Origin of the sequence: Streptomyces sp. N50 (genome assembly GCF_033335955.1) — a bacterium.
Classification (GTDB): Bacteria; Actinomycetota; Actinomycetes; order Streptomycetales; family Streptomycetaceae; genus Streptomyces.
On record NZ_CP137549.1, the window covers coordinates 4,657,251 to 4,676,944 of the forward strand.

At 71.6% G+C, this 19,694-nt stretch carries 18 protein-coding genes; 13 read left to right on the plus strand and 5 right to left on the minus strand.

Features of this window, described 5'->3' with window-relative positions; all coding sequences use genetic code 11:
* The first annotated feature begins 78 nt into the window (after positions 1 to 78).
* Positions 79 to 1,443: a PLP-dependent aminotransferase family protein gene (locus R2B38_RS20715; protein ID WP_318017554.1), complete on the plus strand. Its 1,365-nt coding sequence runs from the start codon at positions 79 to 81 to the stop codon at positions 1,441 to 1,443.
* Here the strand turns inward: R2B38_RS20715 and R2B38_RS20720 are convergent.
* Positions 1,325 to 2,302 carry a hypothetical protein gene (locus R2B38_RS20720; protein WP_318017555.1) on the minus strand — a complete coding sequence of 326 codons (978 nt, stop codon included), beginning with the start codon at positions 2,300 to 2,302 and terminating at the stop codon, positions 1,325 to 1,327. The genes R2B38_RS20715 and R2B38_RS20720 overlap by 119 nt on opposite strands.
* A 210-nt stretch (positions 2,303 to 2,512) precedes the next feature.
* Between R2B38_RS20720 and R2B38_RS20725 the strand changes: the two genes are divergently transcribed.
* Complete coding sequence (locus R2B38_RS20725) at positions 2,513 to 3,082, plus strand: SH3 domain-containing protein (RefSeq protein WP_318017556.1); 570 nt, start codon at positions 2,513 to 2,515, stop codon at positions 3,080 to 3,082.
* Positions 3,083 to 3,156: 74 nt separating this feature from the next.
* On the opposite strand, the gene R2B38_RS20730 is transcribed toward R2B38_RS20725, so the two are convergent.
* Complete coding sequence (locus R2B38_RS20730; RefSeq protein ID WP_051801483.1) at positions 3,157 to 3,627, minus strand: hypothetical protein; 471 nt, start codon at positions 3,625 to 3,627, stop codon at positions 3,157 to 3,159.
* A 101-nt stretch (positions 3,628 to 3,728) separates the two neighbouring features.
* On the opposite strand from R2B38_RS20730, the gene R2B38_RS20735 reads away from it, so the two are divergent.
* From R2B38_RS20735 to R2B38_RS20745, 3 genes are all read left to right on the plus strand, one after another.
* Positions 3,729 to 4,379 (plus strand): NAD(P)-dependent oxidoreductase, encoded by a 651-nt coding sequence (locus R2B38_RS20735; protein ID WP_318017557.1) that lies wholly within the window; start codon positions 3,729 to 3,731, stop codon positions 4,377 to 4,379.
* A gap of 4 nt (positions 4,380 to 4,383) precedes the next feature.
* On the plus strand, positions 4,384 to 5,574 hold the full coding sequence (locus R2B38_RS20740) for a PP2C family protein-serine/threonine phosphatase (protein WP_318017558.1): 1,191 nt from the start codon (positions 4,384 to 4,386) through the stop codon (positions 5,572 to 5,574).
* Between the two features lie 99 nt (positions 5,575 to 5,673).
* Positions 5,674 to 6,888: a hypothetical protein gene (locus tag R2B38_RS20745; RefSeq protein WP_318017559.1), complete on the plus strand. Its 1,215-nt coding sequence runs from the start codon at positions 5,674 to 5,676 to the stop codon at positions 6,886 to 6,888.
* Between the two features lie 13 nt (positions 6,889 to 6,901).
* On the opposite strand, the gene R2B38_RS20750 is transcribed toward R2B38_RS20745, so the two are convergent.
* The gene (locus R2B38_RS20750) at positions 6,902 to 7,516 is read right to left on the minus strand and encodes a TetR/AcrR family transcriptional regulator C-terminal domain-containing protein (protein ID WP_318017560.1); all 615 of its coding nucleotides are present in this window, start codon (positions 7,514 to 7,516) and stop codon (positions 6,902 to 6,904) included.
* 151 nt (positions 7,517 to 7,667) lie between these two features.
* Here R2B38_RS20750 and R2B38_RS20755 point away from each other — a divergent pair, with 151 nt between their 5' ends.
* From R2B38_RS20755 to R2B38_RS20765, 3 genes are all read left to right on the plus strand, one after another.
* Complete coding sequence (locus tag R2B38_RS20755; RefSeq protein ID WP_318017561.1) at positions 7,668 to 8,600, plus strand: alpha/beta hydrolase; 933 nt, start codon at positions 7,668 to 7,670, stop codon at positions 8,598 to 8,600.
* Positions 8,597 to 10,138, plus strand: coding sequence for an FAD-dependent monooxygenase (locus R2B38_RS20760; protein WP_318017562.1), 1,542 nt, complete (start codon positions 8,597 to 8,599; stop codon positions 10,136 to 10,138). The genes R2B38_RS20755 and R2B38_RS20760 overlap by 4 nt, the downstream gene beginning before the upstream one ends.
* Before the next feature lie 207 nt (positions 10,139 to 10,345).
* Entirely contained in the window at positions 10,346 to 10,753 is a 408-nt protein-coding gene (locus R2B38_RS20765) for a RidA family protein (protein WP_318017563.1), read from the plus strand.
* 53 nt (positions 10,754 to 10,806) lie between these two features.
* Here the strand turns inward: R2B38_RS20765 and R2B38_RS20770 are convergent, their stop codons facing one another.
* A complete protein-coding gene (locus R2B38_RS20770; protein WP_318017564.1) occupies positions 10,807 to 12,063 on the minus strand; it encodes an amidohydrolase in 1,257 nt (418 codons plus the stop codon).
* A 221-nt stretch (positions 12,064 to 12,284) separates the two neighbouring features.
* Here R2B38_RS20770 and R2B38_RS20775 point away from each other — a divergent pair, with 221 nt between their 5' ends.
* The 3 genes from R2B38_RS20775 to R2B38_RS20785 all read left to right on the plus strand — a co-directional run bounded on the left by R2B38_RS20775 (position 12,285) and on the right by R2B38_RS20785 (position 17,862).
* Positions 12,285 to 16,088 (plus strand): helix-turn-helix domain-containing protein, encoded by a 3,804-nt coding sequence (locus R2B38_RS20775; protein WP_318017565.1) that lies wholly within the window; start codon positions 12,285 to 12,287, stop codon positions 16,086 to 16,088.
* Between the two features lie 133 nt (positions 16,089 to 16,221).
* Complete coding sequence (locus R2B38_RS20780; RefSeq protein ID WP_318017566.1) at positions 16,222 to 17,037, plus strand: mechanosensitive ion channel family protein; 816 nt, start codon at positions 16,222 to 16,224, stop codon at positions 17,035 to 17,037.
* A 156-nt stretch (positions 17,038 to 17,193) separates the two neighbouring features.
* Positions 17,194 to 17,862, plus strand: coding sequence for a hypothetical protein (locus tag R2B38_RS20785; RefSeq protein WP_318017567.1), 669 nt, complete (start codon positions 17,194 to 17,196; stop codon positions 17,860 to 17,862).
* Between the two features lie 309 nt (positions 17,863 to 18,171).
* On the opposite strand, the gene R2B38_RS20790 is transcribed toward R2B38_RS20785, so the two are convergent.
* A complete protein-coding gene (locus tag R2B38_RS20790) occupies positions 18,172 to 18,489 on the minus strand; it encodes a DUF6401 family natural product biosynthesis protein (protein ID WP_033284114.1) in 318 nt (105 codons plus the stop codon).
* A 113-nt stretch (positions 18,490 to 18,602) separates the two neighbouring features.
* On the opposite strand from R2B38_RS20790, the gene R2B38_RS20795 reads away from it, so the two are divergent.
* Positions 18,603 to 19,439: a helix-turn-helix transcriptional regulator gene (locus tag R2B38_RS20795; protein ID WP_318017568.1), complete on the plus strand. Its 837-nt coding sequence runs from the start codon at positions 18,603 to 18,605 to the stop codon at positions 19,437 to 19,439.
* Entirely contained in the window at positions 19,411 to 19,665 is a 255-nt protein-coding gene (locus R2B38_RS20800) for a DUF397 domain-containing protein (RefSeq protein WP_318017569.1), read from the plus strand. The genes R2B38_RS20795 and R2B38_RS20800 overlap by 29 nt, the downstream gene beginning before the upstream one ends.
* The last annotated feature ends 29 nt before the right edge of the window (positions 19,666 to 19,694 follow it).

The following is a 19,694-nucleotide window of genomic DNA, read 5'->3' on the forward strand; positions in this document are numbered from 1 at the left end:
TCGACCCTAGGTCCGCTCAACTCCTCGGTGCAATAAGATCTTTGCCCTCGGTGCAATCGGGCGACGAACGGGGATCCCATGGCCGACTACCGGCGGATTGCCGACCGCATCGCGGACGACATCGCCTCCGGACGGCTCCGGCCGGGCCAACGGCTGTCCCCGCAAAGGGCGTTCGCCCGGCGGCACGGGATCGCGGGGTCCACGGCGGGGCGCGTCTACGCCGAACTCGTGCGCCGGGGGCTGGTGGTGGGGGAGGTCGGCCGCGGCACCTTCGTGCGGGCCGCGGCGGCGGGGCCGTACGGGCAGGCGATCGTCGAGGCGGCGACCACCGCGCCGGTGAATCTGGAGCTCAACTACCCTTCCGCACCGGGCCAGTCGGAGCTGCTGGCCCCGGCGCTCGCGCCGCTGCTCCGCCCGGACGTGCTGACCGAGGCGCTGCGTCCGGCGGCCGCGACCGGGACGGCGGCGGCTCGCGCGGCCGCGGCCGAGCTGCTCGCCACACCCGCCTGGCGTCCCGCCGCCGACCGCGTCCTCTTCAGCGGCAACGCCCGGCAGGCCATCGCCGCGACGCTCGCCTCCCTCGTCCGGCCGGGAGGGCGGGTCGGGGTCGAGCCGTTGACGTATCCGCTGGTCAGGGAGATCGCGGGGCGGCTCGGGGTCACGCTGGTCGCCTTGGCGGCGGACGGGGACGGGCCGCGCCCGGAGTCGGTCGTCGCCGCGCATCGCACCGCGCCTCTCTCCGCCCTCTATCTGCAGCCGACGCTCCACAACCCGACCTCCGTGACGACGAGTGAGGCGCGGAAGCGTGAAATCGGCGGTGTCGTGCGGGAGTTGGGGCTGCCCGTCGTCGAGGACCGCATCTGGTCGTTCCTCCACCCGGACTCCCCCGCGCCGCTCGCCGCCTACGCGCCCGGGCTCGTCCATGTCGTGGACGGGCTGTCGAAGCGGGTCGCGCCGGGGCTCACCGTGGGGTTTCTTGTCGTGCCGGAAGGGCGCGTCGAGGTCGTGGGGGCCGCCATCCGGTCGGGTGGGTGGAGTGCGGGGCGGTTCGCGTTGGAGGCGGCGGTGCGGTGGATCGGCGACGGGACCGTGGCGCGGCTGGTCGACGCCAAGCGGGTCGACGCGGAGGTCCGACAGCGGCTTGTCGTCGAGGAGTTGGGGGACTTCGGTGGCGTACGGGCCGATCCGCTGACCTATTACGCCTGGTGGGAGCTGCCCGCGCCGTGGCGGGCCGACACCTTCGCCGCCGCCGCGGCGGCGCACGGGATCGCGGTCACGCCCGGGACCGCCTTCAGCGTGGATCCGAAGGTGACCCCGGACGCGGTCAGACTTGGGCTCGCGTCGGCTGCTGTGCCCGATCTGCGGCGGGCGTTGCGGACGCTCGCCGCTCTCGCAGGAGGCGCAGCAGGAGGAACTCCCGTACGGCACGGGCGTATCGGGTGAGCCAGGCCAGCGCGGCCACCGTCAGGCCCACGCCCAGCAGGAGCCAGGCGACCTTGCGCAGGGTCGCGGTCAGGGCGTCGTAGATCGCGCCGCCCGCCGCTCCGGAGAGCTCGGCCGGCAGGTCGGCGACGGTGAAGTGGCGGCCGATCGCGAGCGCGAGGCCGAGCAGCGCGCCGCCGAGGGCCGTGCCGAGCGCGGTCGCGGTGATCGCGCGACGGCGGCGCACGGCGACGGCGATACCGGTGACGGCGAAGACGGCGGCGGCCACGGGGAGCCAGAAGCCGGCGACCTCAAGCACGTGGAACTCCTCCCGGAGCGGGCCCAGTTCACCGGCCGGGAGGACCTCGACCCGGGTGTGCTGGACGGGGATGTTGTTCGCCAACGAGAGGTTCTCGTGGGCGAGTTGGTGTTTGACGCTGGCCGTGACGGGGGCGAGGTCGACGGTGACCGTGTCGGTCCGGCCCTCTTCCCGCAAGGCGTTCAGGACGGCTTCGTGCGTGACCCGGTTGCCCTCGTCCCAGGCCACGCGGAAGGCCTGGGTCTTGGTGAAGGAGCGGACCGCGTCGTGCACGAACGGCGCCATCACGCCCTGGGTCGCGCTCATCCGGACCCCGCCGACCCTGGCTCCGCCGACCTGGATCCCGCCGATCCGCACCTCGCGCAGGATGCCCGCGCCGACCGTGTCCGCGATCGCGTCCCGTACGGCCGGGTCGGCGGCCAGCGGCGCCATCGTCGTGACGTAGCGGCCGGAGTCGGTCAGGCCGTACGCCGCCCAGGCCGCCAGCGCGCCGAAGGGCGTGAGGAGGCAGGAGAGGGCGACGAGGACGGCCGACAGGGCGCTCCGGAGACGTGGGGGCACGTCCTCAGGACACGGCCGAGGGGCGTCGTATGCGAGCGGGTCGGCGGTTTTTGACTGCGTATGGGTCAAATGTCGAACCGAATGGGTGGGCCGGGTCGCGGAACCCCTCCGCCGAGGCGCGGAACCCTTGGCGGAACTGGGGAGCCCGCTCTCGGGTGGAGGCTTCACCCGAACGGGTGTTTCCTGGAGCTGGGGAGAAGGAGGCCGATCATGCGCACCACTCCGGCCCTGCGGACTCTGGCCGCGGCCCTGCTCACCGGTGGCACTCTCGCCGTCGCGGCGGCGGGCACCACGGCAGCGGCAGCACCGACCACGTACGCCGAAGGACATGGCGGTGGTGGCGGTGGCGGCAGTCCGATCTGGGGCACCGTCGTGTCCCGCACGGAACTGAACGTGCGGGAGTCGCCCACCACCCGCTCACCCGTCGTCGCCGCGCTCTCACCCGGCAGTCAGGACCGCGTCCAGTGCGTGGTCAGGGGACAGCGCGTCAACGGGAATCCCGACTGGTACTGGCTCGTCGGCGCGCAGGCCTGGGCCAGCGCGGCGTTCGTCGACACCGGCGGCCAGGGCGTGCCGTCCTGCTCGGACCCGTGTCCGGGCTGGCGCGACGGCGGCAACTCCAACTCGGGCGACTCCAACTGGAACAACGACCCGAACTGGAACGACAACAACTCCTCGTGGAGCACCTCGGCCTCCGGGTCGTGGAGCGCCTCGGGCACGTGGAGCTGGAGCTCCTCCGGTTCGTCGACCGGCGGCGGCATCTGGAACTGGGCGCCGTAGGGAGGCAGTAGGGAATGACGTGGGCCCCGGCACCAACTCGGTGCCGGGGCCCACGTGTTGCTGTTGGTGCCGGGTCAGCGGATGCGGTTGCCCTCTCCGTCCTCGCGTGTGTAGTAACGGTAGAAGAAGACCAGGAAGACGGCCGCCGTGGTCGCGAGACCGATGGCCGCGGAGCGCAGTACGCTCTCGCCGGTCTGGCTGTAGAGGAAGCCGAGCGCCGCGCCCGCGAAGGCGGACTTGACCAGCGAGTGCAGTTCGCGCTTCAGCAGCGGCGCGAACTGGGCCACCGCCAGGCACAGCACGATGAACGCGAGCGCCGTGACGAAGCCGAACAGGATGTTCCAGCCGGTGATGGGGCCGCCGCTGCGACGGTTGGCCGCCGCCCAGTAGCCGTAGACGAGTCCCAGGACGACCGGGATCGCCACCTTCGCCACGCGGTGGACGCGGGCGTCGAAGATGTCGGGCAGATTGCTCGTGAATCCGCCCCGGCCGGTGGTGTTGCCCTGGCCGGTCATTCCGCCGGGCGTGGGTGCCGCATGAGCCATGAGAGCACTCCTCTCTCTCCCCGTACTACCAATGCACACCCCGGCGGAGGCGGTGGCAAGTCGGCGTGCGGCCTCCGTTGCGGCGTGTTTCGCTGGGGCGCATGAAGCTCGTACTCTTCGGCGCCACCGGCATGGTCGGCAGCCGGATCGCGACGGAGGCGTCGGCCCGCGGCCACCAGGTCCTGGCGGTCAGCCGCTCCGGCCGGTCGCCCGTCCCCGGGGTCACCGCCACGGCGGCGGACGCGACGGACCCGGCGAAGGTGGCCGAGGTCGCGCGCGGCGCCGACGCCGTCGCCTCCGCGTGCGTACCGCCCCGCGACGGCAGCGATCCGCGCGGCCCCTTCCTCGCCCTGAACGAGGCCCTCGTCGCGGGCGTCCGCGCGGCCGGTGTCGGGCGGCTCCTGGTGGTCGGCGGCGCCGGCGGCCTGGAGGTCGCCCCCGGCCAGGCCCTCAGCGACCAGCCCGGCTTCCCCGAGGCCTACCTCCCGGAGGCCCACGCCCACCGCGACGTCCTCGCCTACTACCGCGCCCTGGACGACGGCCCCGACGACGGCCTTGACTGGACCTACGTCTCCCCCGCCGCCGAGATCGCCCCGGGCACCCGCACCGGCCGCTTCCGCGTCGACGGGGACCAGTTCATGACCGACGACCAGGGCCGCAGCCTCATCAGCGCCGAGGACTACGCGGTCGCCTTCGTCGACGAGCTGGAGCGGCACGAGCACCCGCGCACCCGGATGTCGGTCGCATACTGACACCGTGAGCGGCCGCGGACACAGACCGGTGCGCTACGGCGCCCTCGGGCGCTCCCCGCTCGACGGCGACCCCGAGGCGATCCGGCGGCAGCATCTGCTGCGGGTGCGCGGGCGCAGCGTCGCCTGGATACCCCCGCTGCTGGTGCTCGTCAGCATCCTGCTGGTCGACTGGTACACCGGCGGCGAGTTCCGGACCGTCTCGTGGATCGTGCTCGTGCCCGGTATCGCCGCGGCGATCTGCGGGGTGCGGGGAACGGCCGTGTTCGCGGTGCTGGGCCTGGCCACCTACGTCCTCGCCGACCACGCCTGGCCGCGCCAGTACCAGACCGGGCTGCCCGACTTCATCCTCGTCGGCGTCGGCGGCGCCCTGGCCGTCCTGGCCTGTGTGGTCCGGGTCCGCGGCGAACGCCGGATGCTGCGCATGCGGGACGTCGCCGAGACCACCCGCCGCACGCTGCTGCGCCCGCTGCCGCCCGGCTGGGGCGGCCTCGACCACGCGGCCGTCTACCTCGCCGCGGACGCCTTCGCCCGCGTCGGCGGCGACTTCTACGACATCCAGCCCGGCCCGCACGGCACCCGCGCCCTCGTCGGCGACGTCCAGGGCAAGGGCCTCGGCGCGGTGGAGGCGGCGGCCGCGCTGCTCGGCACGTTCCGCGAGGCGGGGTACCACGAGCGGGAGCTCGCGACCGTCGCCGCGCGGCTGGAGACCCGGATCCACCGGCACGGGCTGCATCTCGCCGCCCTCGACCGCGAGGACGACGACCGCATCGACCGGTTCGCGACAGCCATCCTGCTGAGCTTCCCCGTCGCCGAACCGGACACCGTCGAGGTCGTCAACTTCGGTCACGAACCCCCGCTGGTGGTCGGCCCGCACGGCGTACGGTCGCTGCCGCCCGGGCACGGACTCCCGCTCGGGCTGGGCGAGTTGGCCCACATGGACGGTCCGCCGCCGACCCTACGAGTCGCCCTGGGCCCCGGTGAGACCCTGCTCGTGGTCACCGACGGGGTGACGGAGGCGCGGGACGGCGCGGGCGTCTTCTACCCGCTCAAGTCCCTGGTCTCGGAGGGGGTGTTGGCAGATCCGCACCTCGCCGACCCGGACCGGCTCGTCGCCTACGTCCGTGACGGCACCCTGCGCCACAGCGGCGGACATCTCGCCGACGACACCACCATCTTCGCGGTACGGCGGTCCTGACATCACCCTTTGCGACAGCAGAGGTTGAGCAGAGGTTACGGTGCTGAGGTACGAAGTGAATGATGTGATCGCTGTGTTGGACGGTTCGGGGGAGGGCGTATGCCTGGAACGGTGTTGCTGCTCGCGGCCTCGCCGGTGGGCAGGGGGCGCCTGGTGGACGCGGCGTCCGTACTCCCCGTGCTCGCGGCCGTCGACCCCGCCGTGCTGTCCGGCGCGGACACCGCCAACGTTGTCGAACTCGCCGACCCGTTGGAGCCGCAGGCCGTACTGACCCGGTTGCGGGCCGCCGCCACGGCACCGGGTCCGTTGACCGTGTTCGTCACCGGCCAGCTCCAACTCGACCGGAAACAGCACCTTCCGCATCTGGCGCTGGCTCGTACGACTCCGGCGACCGTCCGGTACACCGCGTTCCCGTGGGCCTGGGTCCGGGAGGAGCTGCGGTTGCGGGCGCCGGGGACGACGACGTTGCTGCTCGATCTGCACGCGGACGCGGAGACCTGGCAGTGGCTGCGCACGCATCCCCTCGACTCGGGCCGCACGAACGCCGTTTACGGTCGCATCGCACCGCCTCCCGCTCGGCGGGTGGTGGCTGTGCCGTCGTACATGAAGGCGGTCGCGACGATTCTGCGCAGCGGGTGGCGTCCGCCGGTTGAGCAGTTGCATCAGCAGGCGGTGGAGCGGCTGGGGGCGGAGGCGTATGCGGATGTGGTGTTGTCCGCGGCGGGTGTTGCTGTGCCGGGGAGCGTGGGGGCGGGCGTCCCTGGGGGCTCCGCCCCCAGACCCCCGTCGGCCCTGAAGGGGCCTCGTCCTCAGACTCCCCCAGAGGGGGGTCCCCCAGACGGGCTGGATTTTGCCGGCCTCAGTCGAGACAGCACAGGCGGGCAGGAGAGCGCTGACCCTCACAGCGCCATCACGGATGCCGTTCAAGCCGGTCGTCACGCCGACGCCGACGCTCTCGCCGCCGAGCACGAACAAGCCGCCGTACGCGCCCACGGCACGGGTTCGGAAGAAGCGCTGCACTGGATCGAAGTGCGGGCCGATCTGGCGATGTTGGCGGGGGATCCGGTGCGGAGTTGTCGGGCCTGGCTCGCGGTGGCCGCGGCGCGGCTGGCCGCCGGGCAGGCACCCGGCACAGCTGCCGTCGAGGCGGCGGTCGACCGGGCTCATCATCAGTGGGGGCAGATCCACGACCCCGCGACCGCCCGTGAACTCGGCCTCACGCTGGCCGAGTTGAGGAGCCGGGTGCCGGGGCGTCGCGCGGGCGCGCTGGACCACGTACGGAAGCAGTTGCTGCAACTCCAGCCGCAGGGCTAGGCAGACCGGACGTTCACGGGGAATCCGTGCGGGCCAACTCCACCCGCAGGGCTGTCATCTGCATGTCCAGCGCGAACTCGAAGCGCTCGTCGAAGGTGCCGGCGACGACGTGTTCGGAGGCTATGCGCAGAGCCGGGAACGCGTCGTCGTCGAAGGCCAGCACGGGGTCGGCCGCGTCGGCGGACTGGGCCTGCTGCTCCTGTGTGATGCCCAGGATCAGATAGAACACGGTCCAGTTCGCCCAGGCCGCCGTCCGGGGCGGGAAACCCGCGTCCAGAAGCGTCTGGATCATCGCGTCGGCCAACCGGTACGTGTGGGTCTCCGTGGTCGAGATTCCCGAGACCAGGCGTGCTCCGTCGCGGTGGGCCAGGAGGGCTCTCCGGCTCCAGCGGGCGAGGGCGCGGAAGCGGTCGTCCCACTGCGCGGGGAGGGCGTCGACGTCCAGTCCCGTGAAGATGGCGTCCGACATCAGGACAAGCAGGCGCTGCTTGTTCTCCGCGTGCCAGCGGACGGTGTTGTGCTGCACGCCCAGCCTGTCCGCGACGGCGCGCATGGTCACCTTGTCCAGGCCCTGCTCGTCGAGCACGTCGAGTGCCGCGTCGACGACCGCCGTACGGCTGATGCCCATGGTGCGCCTTCCTCCGTGACGTCCTTCGCGACTGCCTTCGAGACTGCCCTCGCGACTCCTCTTGTCCGGTGGCCAACAATATAGCCGAGCGCTCTTGTCCACTGGACAAGAGCGCGTTACCGTTCAGTGCCCGAGAGGTGAGGAGTGCGCTGTGTTCCTGGATCCTGAGTTTCTTCCGGTTTATGAGTCACTGCCGGAGATGGACGTGTTCGCCGATGTGCGGGGGGCCCGCGTGGCCCTGCTCGCGGCCAGCGGTGACGGCAGGTCGGACGGCGAGGTGAACGTCGAGGACCGCGAGATCCCCGTGCAGGGCGTGGACGGGCACGCGCTGAGCCTGCGGATCTACACCCCCGTGTCCCGGAGCGCCGCCCCGCTGCCCGTGGCGGTCTGGATCCACGGGGGCGGGTTCGTCCTCGGCGGGCCCAACGCGGAGGACGCGACCTGCCGGCGGCTGACCGCGGAACTGGGTATCGCCGTCGTCGCCCCGGACTACCGGCTCGCCCCCGAGAACCCCTACCCCGCCGCGTTCGACGACTGCTACGCCGCCCTGCGCTGGGTCGTCGACGAGGCGGACGCCCTGGGCGTCGACGTGACGAGGCTGGCCCTGGGCGGGCACTCCGCCGGCGCCGCCCTGGTCGCGGCCGTGGCCCTCGCCGCCCGCGACCGGCAGGGGCCGAGGATCAGGTACCTCCACCTCGGCTACCCGGTTCTCGACGACCGCCTGGAGACCGGGTCGGCCCGGGCCGTCACCGATCCGAAGCTCTTCAACCGCCAAGGGGCGGCGGCCGGTTGGGAGCTCTACCTCCAGGGGAGCGACCCGGCGGCCGGTTACGCCGTACCGGCCCGGGCGAAGGACCTGAGCGACCTGCCGCCCGCCTACATCCTGGCCGACGGGGTCGATCCGGCCCGGGACGAGGCGCTGGAGTTCGCCGCCCGGCTGAGCGCGGCCGGCAACTCCGTCGAACTCCACCTCGTACCCGGCGTACCGCACATGTTCGACGTCCTGGCCCCCACCATCCGCGCGAGCCGCCGGGCCGTGGCGGCCTGGACGACCGCGTTCGCCCACGGGATCGGAGCGTCATGAACCAGCAGGTCGCCACGAGTCGGCAGGTCGCCATGAATCAGCAGGTCGTCATCGCGGGAGCGGGTCCCGTCGGGCTCTGGCTGGCCGCGGAGCTGCGGCTCGCGGGCATCACGGTCACCGTCGTGGAGCCGCGACTTGAGCCCGATCCGAAGTCCAAGGCGCTCACCGTCCACCCCCGCACCATCGAGCTGCTGGCCTCGCGCGGCCTGGAGCAGCCCTTCCTCGAAGAGGGCCTGCACATCCCCAGCGGGCACTTCGCGGTCCTCGACAGCCGGCTCGACTTCGGCCTGCTGGAGACCGGCTACCCCTTCACCCTGGCGCTGCTCCAGTGCCGTACCGAGGAACTGTTCGAGATCCACGCCCGGGCGGCCGGCGCGGACATCCGCCGCGGCCACCGCGTCACCGGTCTGACCGAGACCCCCGACTCGGTCACCGTGCACATCGAGGGCCCCGACGGCCCGTACGACGAGGAAGCGCTCTACGTCGCCGGCTGCGACGGCACCCGCAGCACCGTCCGCACCAGCGCCCACATCCCTTACCCGGGCGACGACTTCACCGTGCTGGGCTTCCTCGGGGACGTCGTCCTGGACGAGCCCCCGCCCGGTGCGGCGTTCAGCAGGACCGGCATCGACGGCCTCGTCATGATCGTCGCGCTGCCGGGCGGCCTGCACCGCGTCGTGGGCACCGTGCCCGCCGACGTCCGCACCGACTGGCCCGGCGACCTCACCCTGGAGGAACTGCGGGCGAACGTCCGGCAGGTCACGGGCACCGACTTCGGCCTGCACTCGCCGACTTGGCTGTCCCGCTACGGCAACACCAGTCGCCTGGCGGAGCGTTACGTCAAGGGCCGGGTGGTCCTCGCCGGCGACGCCGCCCACCAGCACATGCCCGCGGGCGGGGTGGGGCTCAACGTCGGCGTCCAGGACGCCACCAACCTCGGCTGGAAACTCGCGGCCACCATCCAGGGCCGGGCACCGGCGGGCCTGCTCGACACGTACCACGACGAGCGCCACCCGGTCGGCGCCGACCTGCTGGAGCACACCCGCGCCCAGACGGCCCTGATCGCCGCGTTCACCCCCGACGGCCAGCGACTGCGTTCGCTGCTCAGCCAACTCGTCGCCGAGCAGCCGTCGTTGAGCCGGACCCTCGCCGAGCGGCTGTCCGGCCTGCACGTCGCCTACGACGCCCCCACCGCCGACGCGCACCCGCTCGTGGGCCGACGAGCGCCCGACCTCGCCTTCACCGACGGCGGCGACACGGTGTTCGCCCTGCTCCGGACCGGCCACCACGTCCTGCTCGACCTGCGCGGCCCCCATGACGACCAGGCAACGCCCCTGGCCACCGCCGAGGACGGCCCCTTGGTCACCCGCACCGGCACGCTCACCGGGGACCACGCTCCCTGGGCCGAGGTCACCGCCGCGCTGATCCGCCCCGACGGGCACGTGGCCTGGGCGACCGAGGAGAACGACCCCGGAAAACTCACGACCGCCACCCGGGACGCCCTCGACCGGGCCGGCCTCACCGGGACCGACCGGTAACGGTCCCGTCCGCTACGCCCGGTCTGCCGCAGTCCCTCGGGGCTTGTCCGGCGGACCCTGTCGCAGACGCGCGGTCTGGCACGCCCGCCTCACCCCGCTCACCGGCACTGATCAGTCCCCGCCGTCTTCCCGCGACCCGACCCACCCTCTCCACAACACCGTTGCCCGACCCAACTCACCCTCTCCACAACGCCCTTGGGAGCACACATGTCCGCGGAGATGATCAACCCCCCGACGCTCGCCCCGCCCGTCATGAACCTCTACACGCAGGTCGTCGCCGCGACCGGCACCCGGTTCGTGGCCATCGCCGGCCAGGTCGCCATCGACGCCGAAGGCCACCTCGTCGGCCCCGGCGACTTCGCCGCCCAGGCCGAACAGGTCTTCCGCAACCTCAGGGCCGCGCTCGAAGCGGCAGGCGCCACCCCGGCGGACCTGGTCAAGATGACGATCCATGTCGTGGGCCACCGCCCCGAGATGATCGACACGGTCTTCACCGCAGGCAGCAAGGCCTTCGACGGCGAGTGGCCGCTGCCGGCCAGCACGTACCTCGGCGTCGAGGCGCTCGGCCTGCCGGAGTGGCTCATCGAGGTCGACGGCTACGCGGTCATCGCCTGACGCGATCCACCCCGGCACGTTCCACCCCAGCACGGCCCCCCCGGCGACCACGCCTACTTCACCGTCAGCATCTCCAACGCGCCCGACACCAGGGTCCGTACACCCGGTACGACCGTCACCAGGTCGGGTGCGAAGTTCGGGCTGTGGTTGCTGGGGACGGCGTGGAACTTCTCCATCAGGTCCGTGCCGGGCGCCGCGTCCCACACGTCCGCCGGGGTGCTCGTCACGAACCAGTAGGAGTACGGGACGCCCTCCGGCACCAGCCGGGGGAAGTCCTCGCTGCCCGTCGCCGGGCCGGGGTCGAAGACCGTGCCCGCGCCGAGGACCTCGGTGTGCACGGCGGCGATCCGGCGGTCGGTGTCCGCGTCGTTGACCATCGTCGGGAGGCTGGTGCCGATGGTCACCTCGGGCTCGCGCGGGCACCCCGCGGCGAGGCACTCGCCGGACGCGATACGGCGGATCGCGGCGATCATCCGCTCCCGCACGTCGTCGGACTGGGTGCGCAGGTTGAGGGAGATCCGGGCCTCGGTCGGGATGATGTTGTGCCGGGTGCCCGCCTCGATCCGGCCCACCGTCAGGACGGCGGAGTCACGGGCCGCGATCTCCCGGGAGACGACCGTCTGCAGGCGGGTCACCAGGTACGCGGCGGTGACGACCGGGTCGACCGTGGCCTCGGGCCGGGAACCGTGACCGCCGAGGCCGTGGACGACGATGTCGATGTCCGTCGAGGCCGACATGATCAGGCCGGGCACGTGCGGGTAGAACCCGGCGGGCCCCGGTGCCGCGTGCTGGGCGAGCAGCACGTCCGGACGCGGGACGCGCTCGTACAGCCCGTCGGCCACCATCGCCGCCGCACCCGAACCCGTCTCCTCCGCGGGCTGCCCCACCAGCACCAGCGTCCCCGACCAGGCGTCCCGCCCGGCGGCCAGCGCCTGGGCCGCGCCCGCCAGCCAGGTCACGTGCAGGTCGTGCCCGCAGGCGTGCATCGCGCCGGGGACCGAGGAGGCGTACGACAGCCCCGTCTCCTCCTGCACCGGCAGCGCGTCCATGTCGGCGCGCAGCAGGACGGTCGGGCCGTCGCCGTTGCGGAGCACCCCGGCGACGCCGGTGCCGCCGATGCCCTCGACGGTGTCGTAGCCCGCCTTGGTGAGACGTTCGGCGAGCTTCGTGGCCGTGCGGTGCTCGCGGCCGGACAGCTCCGGGTGTCGGTGCAGGTCCCGGTAGAAGTCCTCCAGGTCGGGGACCGGGAGGTCCGCGGTGAGGTCGAGTGCGGTGCGCGCGGCGGGGGAAGCGGCGGGGGAAGTGGTCACGGGGGCAGCGTATGCGCGCCGGATGTGCGTACGGGAGCCCCCGGCGGGGACCGGTGTGGGCGATGCCACGCCCCTCCCACCAGGGCGTTCAGTCCCGTTGTAAGGACATGGGCGGACCCGCGTCACCCACACGTCACCCAGGGGCAACCCCGCCGTTTCCTGATCATCCGTATGGTCGTCGCTCCGGATGTCGCTTTCGTCAGGTCTACGGAGGTACGCGCATGGGTCGTCCCGAGCGACCGGTCGACCCGGGGGCGGGTGCCGTGCAGGGGCTCGCGCACGCGTTGCGGGAACTGCGCCGGGCCGCGGGCGGGCCGTCGTACCGGACGATGGCGAAGGCGGCGGGTTTCTCGGCGACCACGCTGTCCCAGGCCGCGGCCGGCGAACGGCTGCCGACGCTCGCCGTGGTCGAGGGGTACGTGCGGGCCTGCGACGGCGACCCGGCGGAGTGGGGCCCGCGCTGGAAGGAGGCCGAGGCGGAGGCGAACCGCGCCGCCGAGGCGACGGACCCGGACGACAACAGCCCGGCACCGCCGTACCGTGGCCTCGCCCGCTTCGAACCCGCCGACCGGCACCTCTTCTTCGGCCGCGACCGGGTCATCGCCGACCTCCACGCGCTGGTCCGCGACCACCGTTTCGCGGTCCTGTTCGGCCCGTCGGGAAGCGGCAAGTCGTCGCTGCTGCGGGCCGGCCTGATCGCCCGCCTCCAGGAGGAGATCGCGGCCGGCACCTGCCCGGCGAGGCTGCGCATCCTGACCCCGGGCCCGACCCCCGCCACCACCTATGCCCACCTCCTCACCCCCGCCCCCGCCGAACCGGAGAGCTGGGTGGTGGTCGACCAGTTCGAGGAGATCTTCACCCTCTGCCACGACCCGGCCGAACGCTCCCGCTTCATCGACCTGCTCCTCGCCGCCCGCGACGAGGACACCCGCCTGCGCGTCCTGGTCTCCGTCCGCGCCGACTTCTACGCCCGCTGCGCCGAACACCGCGGCCTGGCCGACGCGCTGCACCGGGCCGCGCTGCTGCTCGGTCCGATGACGGCGGAGGAGTTGCGCGAGGCGGTGGTGGGCCCGGCCCAGGCGACCGGCTGCCTGGTCGAACGCACCCTGACCGCCCGCCTGTTGGAGGAGACCCTCGACGAACCCGGCGGCCTCCCGATGCTCTCCCACGCCCTCGCGGAAACCTGGCGCCGCCGAAAGGGCCGCCTGCTGACGCTGTCGGGCTACGAGGCGGCAGGCGGGGTGAGGGGCGCGATCGCCGCAACAGCGGAACAGATCTACGGCACCCTGTCTCCCACCGAGTCCACCACAGCCCGCCACCTCCTGCTCCGCATGATCGTCCCCGGCCAGGGCACCCCGGACACCCGCCGCCCCCTGACCCGCGCGGAGTTGTCGGACTGGCCGAACCCAGCGATCCCGGCGGTCCTGGAACGCCTCACCCGAGCCCGCCTCCTCACCGCCGACGAGACCGGCGTCCACCTCGCCCACGAGGCCCTGATCACCTGCTGGCCCCGCCTCCACAACTGGATAGAACAGGACCGCGAACGCCTACGCCACCACCGCATGCTGACAGAAGCAACCCGCACCTGGCTGGACCACGACCAAGACCCGGGCACCCTGTACCGGGGCACCCGCTTGTCCCGAGCGGAGGAACTGTTCACCCCCCTCGGCGGCAATTCTTTTAGGGGCGCGGGGAACTGCGCGACCAGCCCCCACGAACCCGCACCCGACACTCAACCCATTCCCCCCACCCCCCTCACCACCCCCGAACACGCCTTCCTCACCGCCGCATTGGCCGCCCGAGAAACCGAACACCGCACAGCCACCCGAACAAGCCGACGCCACCGCCTCCTCACCGCCTCCCTCTCCGTCGTCCTGGCCATAGCCGCACTGACAACCCTCGCCGTATGCCACGAACTGGACGAAAACCAACGCCAACACACCCAGAGCGCGGCCCGCAGAATCGCCGACGTAGCCGACGCCCTCCGAACCACAGACCCCCGCACCGCACTCCAACTCGGCGTAGCCGCCTGGCAAATGGACCAGCTGCCCGAAACCCGCCGCGCACTGCTCGGCTCACTCGCACAGGCGGAAACAGACACGTTCACCGACCCCGCACCAGGCGCCGACACCCACCGGGTACTCACCGACAACGGCCACACCCTGCTCAGCGCATCCGGCGACACCTGGCACACCTGGAACGTGACCACCCACCACGCCACCGCCTCGGGCCGGATCCCCAACGGCACGGTGACCGACGCCGACGCGCACATCCTCGAGGTCACGGAAGCCGACGGCACCCTCCGCCTCTGGAACACGCTCACCCGGCACTGGACCGGCACCCCCGCCCTCCACGACATCGGCGCCACCCACGTCACCCCCGACGGCCACACCCTCCTCACCACCGAGGGCGACCACATCCGCCTCCGCTCGACAGCCGACGGCCACATCACCTTCGAGGCACGCGCCCCGGACGCGTCCCTCACCACGGTCAGCCCGGACGGCCGTACAGTCGCCGCCTGTTCGGCGGGAACCGTGCACGTATGGAACACGGTCAACTCCCGCCCCCTACCAGGCACTTGGCAACAAACCCCCACCCTCTGCGACACCGACGCCCCCCTCCTCACCCTCACCGGCAACCACCTCGCCGCAGCCAACGCCACCGGCCTCCGCATCTGGAGCACCACGACGGGCCGCAGAACCGCCGACCTCCACGACACCGGCGTGCAGTACGCGTCCTTCAGTCCCGACGGCACCTTCATGGCCACGGCGGACGCCTCCGAACTCCGCGTCTGGCGGCTCACGGCCCCCGCCACCCCCGTCTTCCGCCACGACCTCGACAACCAGCACCTGTACGGCGGCCTCGTCTGGGACCGCGACGGCCACAACCTGCGCTACCTGGAGAGCGGCACCGTCCACACCCTCGACCTGGGCGCCTCGGTCACCCCCGCCTGGCGCCCCACCCCCCTGACCGGCATCCGCTTCAGCCCCGACGGCACCACCTACGCCACCACCCGCCGCACCGGCGGCCATTACCTCTTCCGCCTCTACGACACCGCGACCGGCCGCCTCCGCCACACCTTCCCGCCGGCCCCCGTCCCCGTCTCCACCGACCCCGCCCGCCCGACCGAGCCCGCCGGCACCCTCCCCCTGATGGCGTTCAGCCCGGACGGCACCCGCTTCGCGTACGGCGTCTCGGCGCCCGGGAGGGAAGCGGTGGCACAGCCGTTCGGGGTCTGGGACGTGCCGCGCGGGCGGTCCCTCGCGACCTTGAACCTGCCGGGCGACACGGTCCTCACCCTCACCCTCGGCCCGAGCACCGGCCACGACCTCTACGCGGTCCGCAGCTCCGCCGTGGCCCAACTCACCGACGAGGCATGGGACTTCACCCGCCACCGCAGAACCACGGCCCTGACAGGCGTCACCGGCAGCCACCTCGCCGTGCGCCCGGACGGCGGGCTGCTGGTCGGCGAGGGGCGGGTGGCCGCGCTGCCCTCGGGCCGTTCCGCCGGGCAGGACCTCGTGCAGGGCGACGAGATCGGCGCGCTGGCGTTCACGGCGAACGGGTCCGTGCTGGCGGCCGGTGACCAGTCGGGCCGGGTCGACCTCTGGGACGGAAGGCTCCGCCACCGCGAGGGCGTCCTGCGCAACGTGTTCCCCACCCCCGCCGGCACCACCCCGACCGGCACCACCCCCGAAGGCGTCTCGGCCGTCGCCTTCAGCCCCGACGGCCGTACCCTCGCGGTCGGCGGCGACGGCGGCAGCCTGCAGCTCTGGGACGTGGCCACCCAACAGCCGCTCAGCAGCGCCCCGTTGACGACCCCGGGCGAGGCGATCACGTCCCTGGCCTTCAGCCCCGACGGCACCACGGTCTACGCCGGCAGCGCCCACGTCCCGCTCCAGCGCTACGTCGTGGACCCCGCCCGGGCCCTGGCACGGATCTGCGCGCGCACCGGGAACGCGGAGCTGACGAGGGCGCGGTGGCGGACGTACGTACCGGACGCCCCGTACCGCCGCATCTGCTGATCCACAGGCGTCTCACCCGTACGGCCCAGCTCACGCGGCCACGCCCGCACGTCACTGCTCCACTGATGAGGAACGAAGAAAGAACAAGGGGGCCGGTAGTACCCATCAGGACCCACCGAAGGAAGTGCCGCCCATGGCTGTTCCCGAAGCCACCCTCGCCATCAACTTCACCCAGGGGCTGAACGACGCCTGGTCGAAGGTCGCGCAGTTCGTGCCGAAGCTCGTCGGCTTCCTGGTCATCCTGGCCATCGGCTGGTTCGTGTCGAAGATGATCGCCCGCGTCCTGGACCGGGTGCTGCGCAAGGTCGGCTCGGAGAAACTCTCCGAACGGGCCGGTACGGAACGGTACTTGCGGGACTCCAAGTACGACATGACCGGCATCGTGTGCAAGATCGTCTACTACGCGCTGATGCTGATCACCCTCCAGCTCGCGCTCGGCGTCTTCGGCTCCAACCCGGTCAGCACGATGATCAACGGCATCGTCGCCTGGCTCCCGCGCGGCATCGTCGCGGTCGTCCTGGTGGTCGTCGCGATGGCCATCGCCAACGCGGTCCGGGGCATCGTAGGCAGCGCCCTCTCCTCGATGTCGTACGGCAAGATGCTCGCGACCATCGTCTGGGCCTGCATCATGGCCCTCGGCGTGATCGCCGCCCTCGGCCAGGCGGGCATCGCCACCTCGGTCACCCAGCCGGTCCTCTACGCGGCCCTCGCGACCGCCGCCGGCATCCTGATCGTCGGCGTCGGCGGCGGCATGATCACCCCGATGCGCCAGCGCATGGAACGCATGCTGATGGCGGCGGAACGCGAGACCACCAACGCCCGCGGCAGCCTCACGGCGTACCAGTCGGGCCGCCAGGACGCGATGACGAACCAGCCGGCGCGGGAGCGGACGGACATGGGGACGGACAGGGGGACGGACATGAGGACGGACCCGCGCCAGGACATGTAGTGGTCGTCGGTGTCGGCGCAGGTGGGACGGGTGATCCGGAGTTGATTGGCCCCTTGGGCGGGACTGTCGGATCAACTCCCCGGCGATGACGATCGGAGGCGTCGCCACCCGTCGCGGGTGGCGACGCCCACCGACGTATCGACGAGGAGAACGACCATGAAGGTGTTCCCGCGCGGCCGCCGCCGACTGGCTCTGCTGGCGCCCGCTCTCGCCCTGGTGCTCATTCCCGTCTCCACGGGGACCGCCAGCGCCAACTCCAGCCCCGGCTGGGGCGACGACAAGCCGGACGTGCTCGCGAGCTGCAACCACGACAGCGGCAGCCGGAAGCCCGACTCCTGCCAGTACCACGAGGTCAACGCCTGGACCGCGCTCGGCAAGCGGCACCAGGCCAGCAACGTGGTCGCGAACTGCGCGGGCACCGACAACGGCACGTACGCCGTGAACTACAGCTACTCGACGAACACCTCGTACTCCTACGAGCAGGGCCAGAGCATCGAGGTCAGCGCGGGCCTCTCGGACACCTTCGAGGCCGGCATGTCCGCCAGCTCGACGACCTCCCAGACCTGGACCTTGGGCAACACCCGCACCGCGGCCAGCACCATCACCAACACGATCCGCCCCGGCTACAAGGGCGCGTACTGGTTCGCGCCGTACGTCCGGCACTCGGTGGGCTGGCTGGAGGTCCACTACGGCAAGCGGGTCGACGGCCACTACTACTGGTACTACCCGGGCCAGGGTTCCTCGGGCATCCACATCGACACCCCCGTCGCCTGGTCGGACGGCTCCCTGAAGGGGGAGCTGTACTGGGCGACGTGGAAGTGCTGAACCCGTGCTGAACCCGCCCCGCCGGGCTCTACTCGTGCGACGACATGACGCTTCCGCCCGAGTGAGACACCGGCGGGCGGTCCGCCGCCTTGGCCGGGCTTGCCGCGGCCGCTCCGATCAGGGCGGCGACGGCGATGACAGCGGCGCAGAATCCTCTGACGTAACGCGCGGACATACCTACCTCGCAACGACAGTGACAGCGACAACGACAGCAGCGAATTAAACACGCTTAATGCGTGCCTAACTTAGGGGGTGGGGACCCTCAACGGGAAGAGGTCCAGGGCGAGTTGAGTCACCGGAAACCCTTTTTCAGTCACCGTGGCGCTGCTCGGGGAGCAGCCCGTGCCGGTGCACCAGCCAGCTGATGGCGGTCAGCCTGCACACCGCGTAGTCGTGCCCGACCGGCTCCCGCCAGTCCAGCTCCGCGAGCGCGTCCAGGAAGCCGAGCGCGTAGTCCGTGAGGTCTGCGTGGTCCGGCGGCGGGGGTGTCAGGTCCGGGCCACCGGCGGCGAGGCGTTCACGCAGTTCAGCCACGTGCTGGTCGACGGCGGCCACGAAGGCGGGCTCGAACGCGAACTCCGCGAAGCGCGGCGCGTACGAGTCGCTGATCTTGGCCAAAGGGGACATTTCTCCACCGTACGTTACGGACGTTATGGAGAATTCGTGATTCTCATCACCCGGGCGGAGTCCGGTAGTTACTCTCGGCGACATGCCGGTAACTACTCGGAGGTGACTGTCGCATGGTCCACGTTCGCCAACTCGACCCGAGCGCATCCCCGTTGGACTACTACGGCTACGAATGCCGTCGGCTGAGGGAAGCGGCGGGACTCACGCTGGAGGGCCTCGGCAAGATCCTCTTCTGCACCGGCTCACTCATCGGACAGATCGAGACGGCCCAGAAGGTCCCGACCCGGAACTTCTCCGAACGCCTCGACGCCGCGTTCATGACGGACGGGTCCTTCACCCGCATGATCGGGATGGTTCTGCGGAGCCAACTCCCCAAGTGGTTCCAGCCGTACGCGGAGATGGAGGCCAAGGCCGACTACATCTCCTCGTATCAGTGTCAGGTGGTGCACGGACTCCTCCAGACTCCGGAGTACGCGGCGGCGGTACTGGCCGTCGACTACCCGGAAAAGATCGAGGAGATGGTCGCGGCGCGCCTGGAACGGCAGCGCATTCTGGAGAAGAAGCAGCCACCTGCGGTCTGGGTCGTCCTCGACGAGGCCGTGCTGTACCGCGAGATCGGCGGCCGTGAGGTCATGCGTAAGCAACTGGCCCGTCTGGAGGGCTTTCGCGGGAATCCCTGGGTGAACATCCAGGTGCTGCCGTTCTCCGTGGGTGCGCACGCCGCGACGATCGGCTCCTTCACCCTCCTGCGCTTCGACGACGACCCGGACGTCTACTACTCCGAGGGCTACGACCAGGGGCACATGACGGCCAACCCGGAAGTCATCAAGGAGCGTTCCGTCGGATACGCTCGCTTGCAGGCGGGGGCCCTCTCGGTAGAGGACTCCGCCGACCTGATCGCGCGCGTGATGGAGGAACGTTATGGAGACCGGGCGGAAGACGTGGCGTAAGTCCAGCTACAGCAGCACCAATGGCGGCGAATGCGTCGAGTGCGCCCCCCTCGGTGCCATGGAGTGGCGCAAGTCGTCCTTCAGCGGCAGCAACGGCGGCGAGTGCGTCGAGGTCGCTACCGGTGCCCCCTGCGTCGCGATCCGTGACTCCAAGAACCCCGGCGGAGCCGTACTGACGGTCAACCGCGCCCACTTCGAGGACTTCATCAACTCCCTCTCCATGTAACTGAGTTACCAGCCAGTCTGTAACTCGGC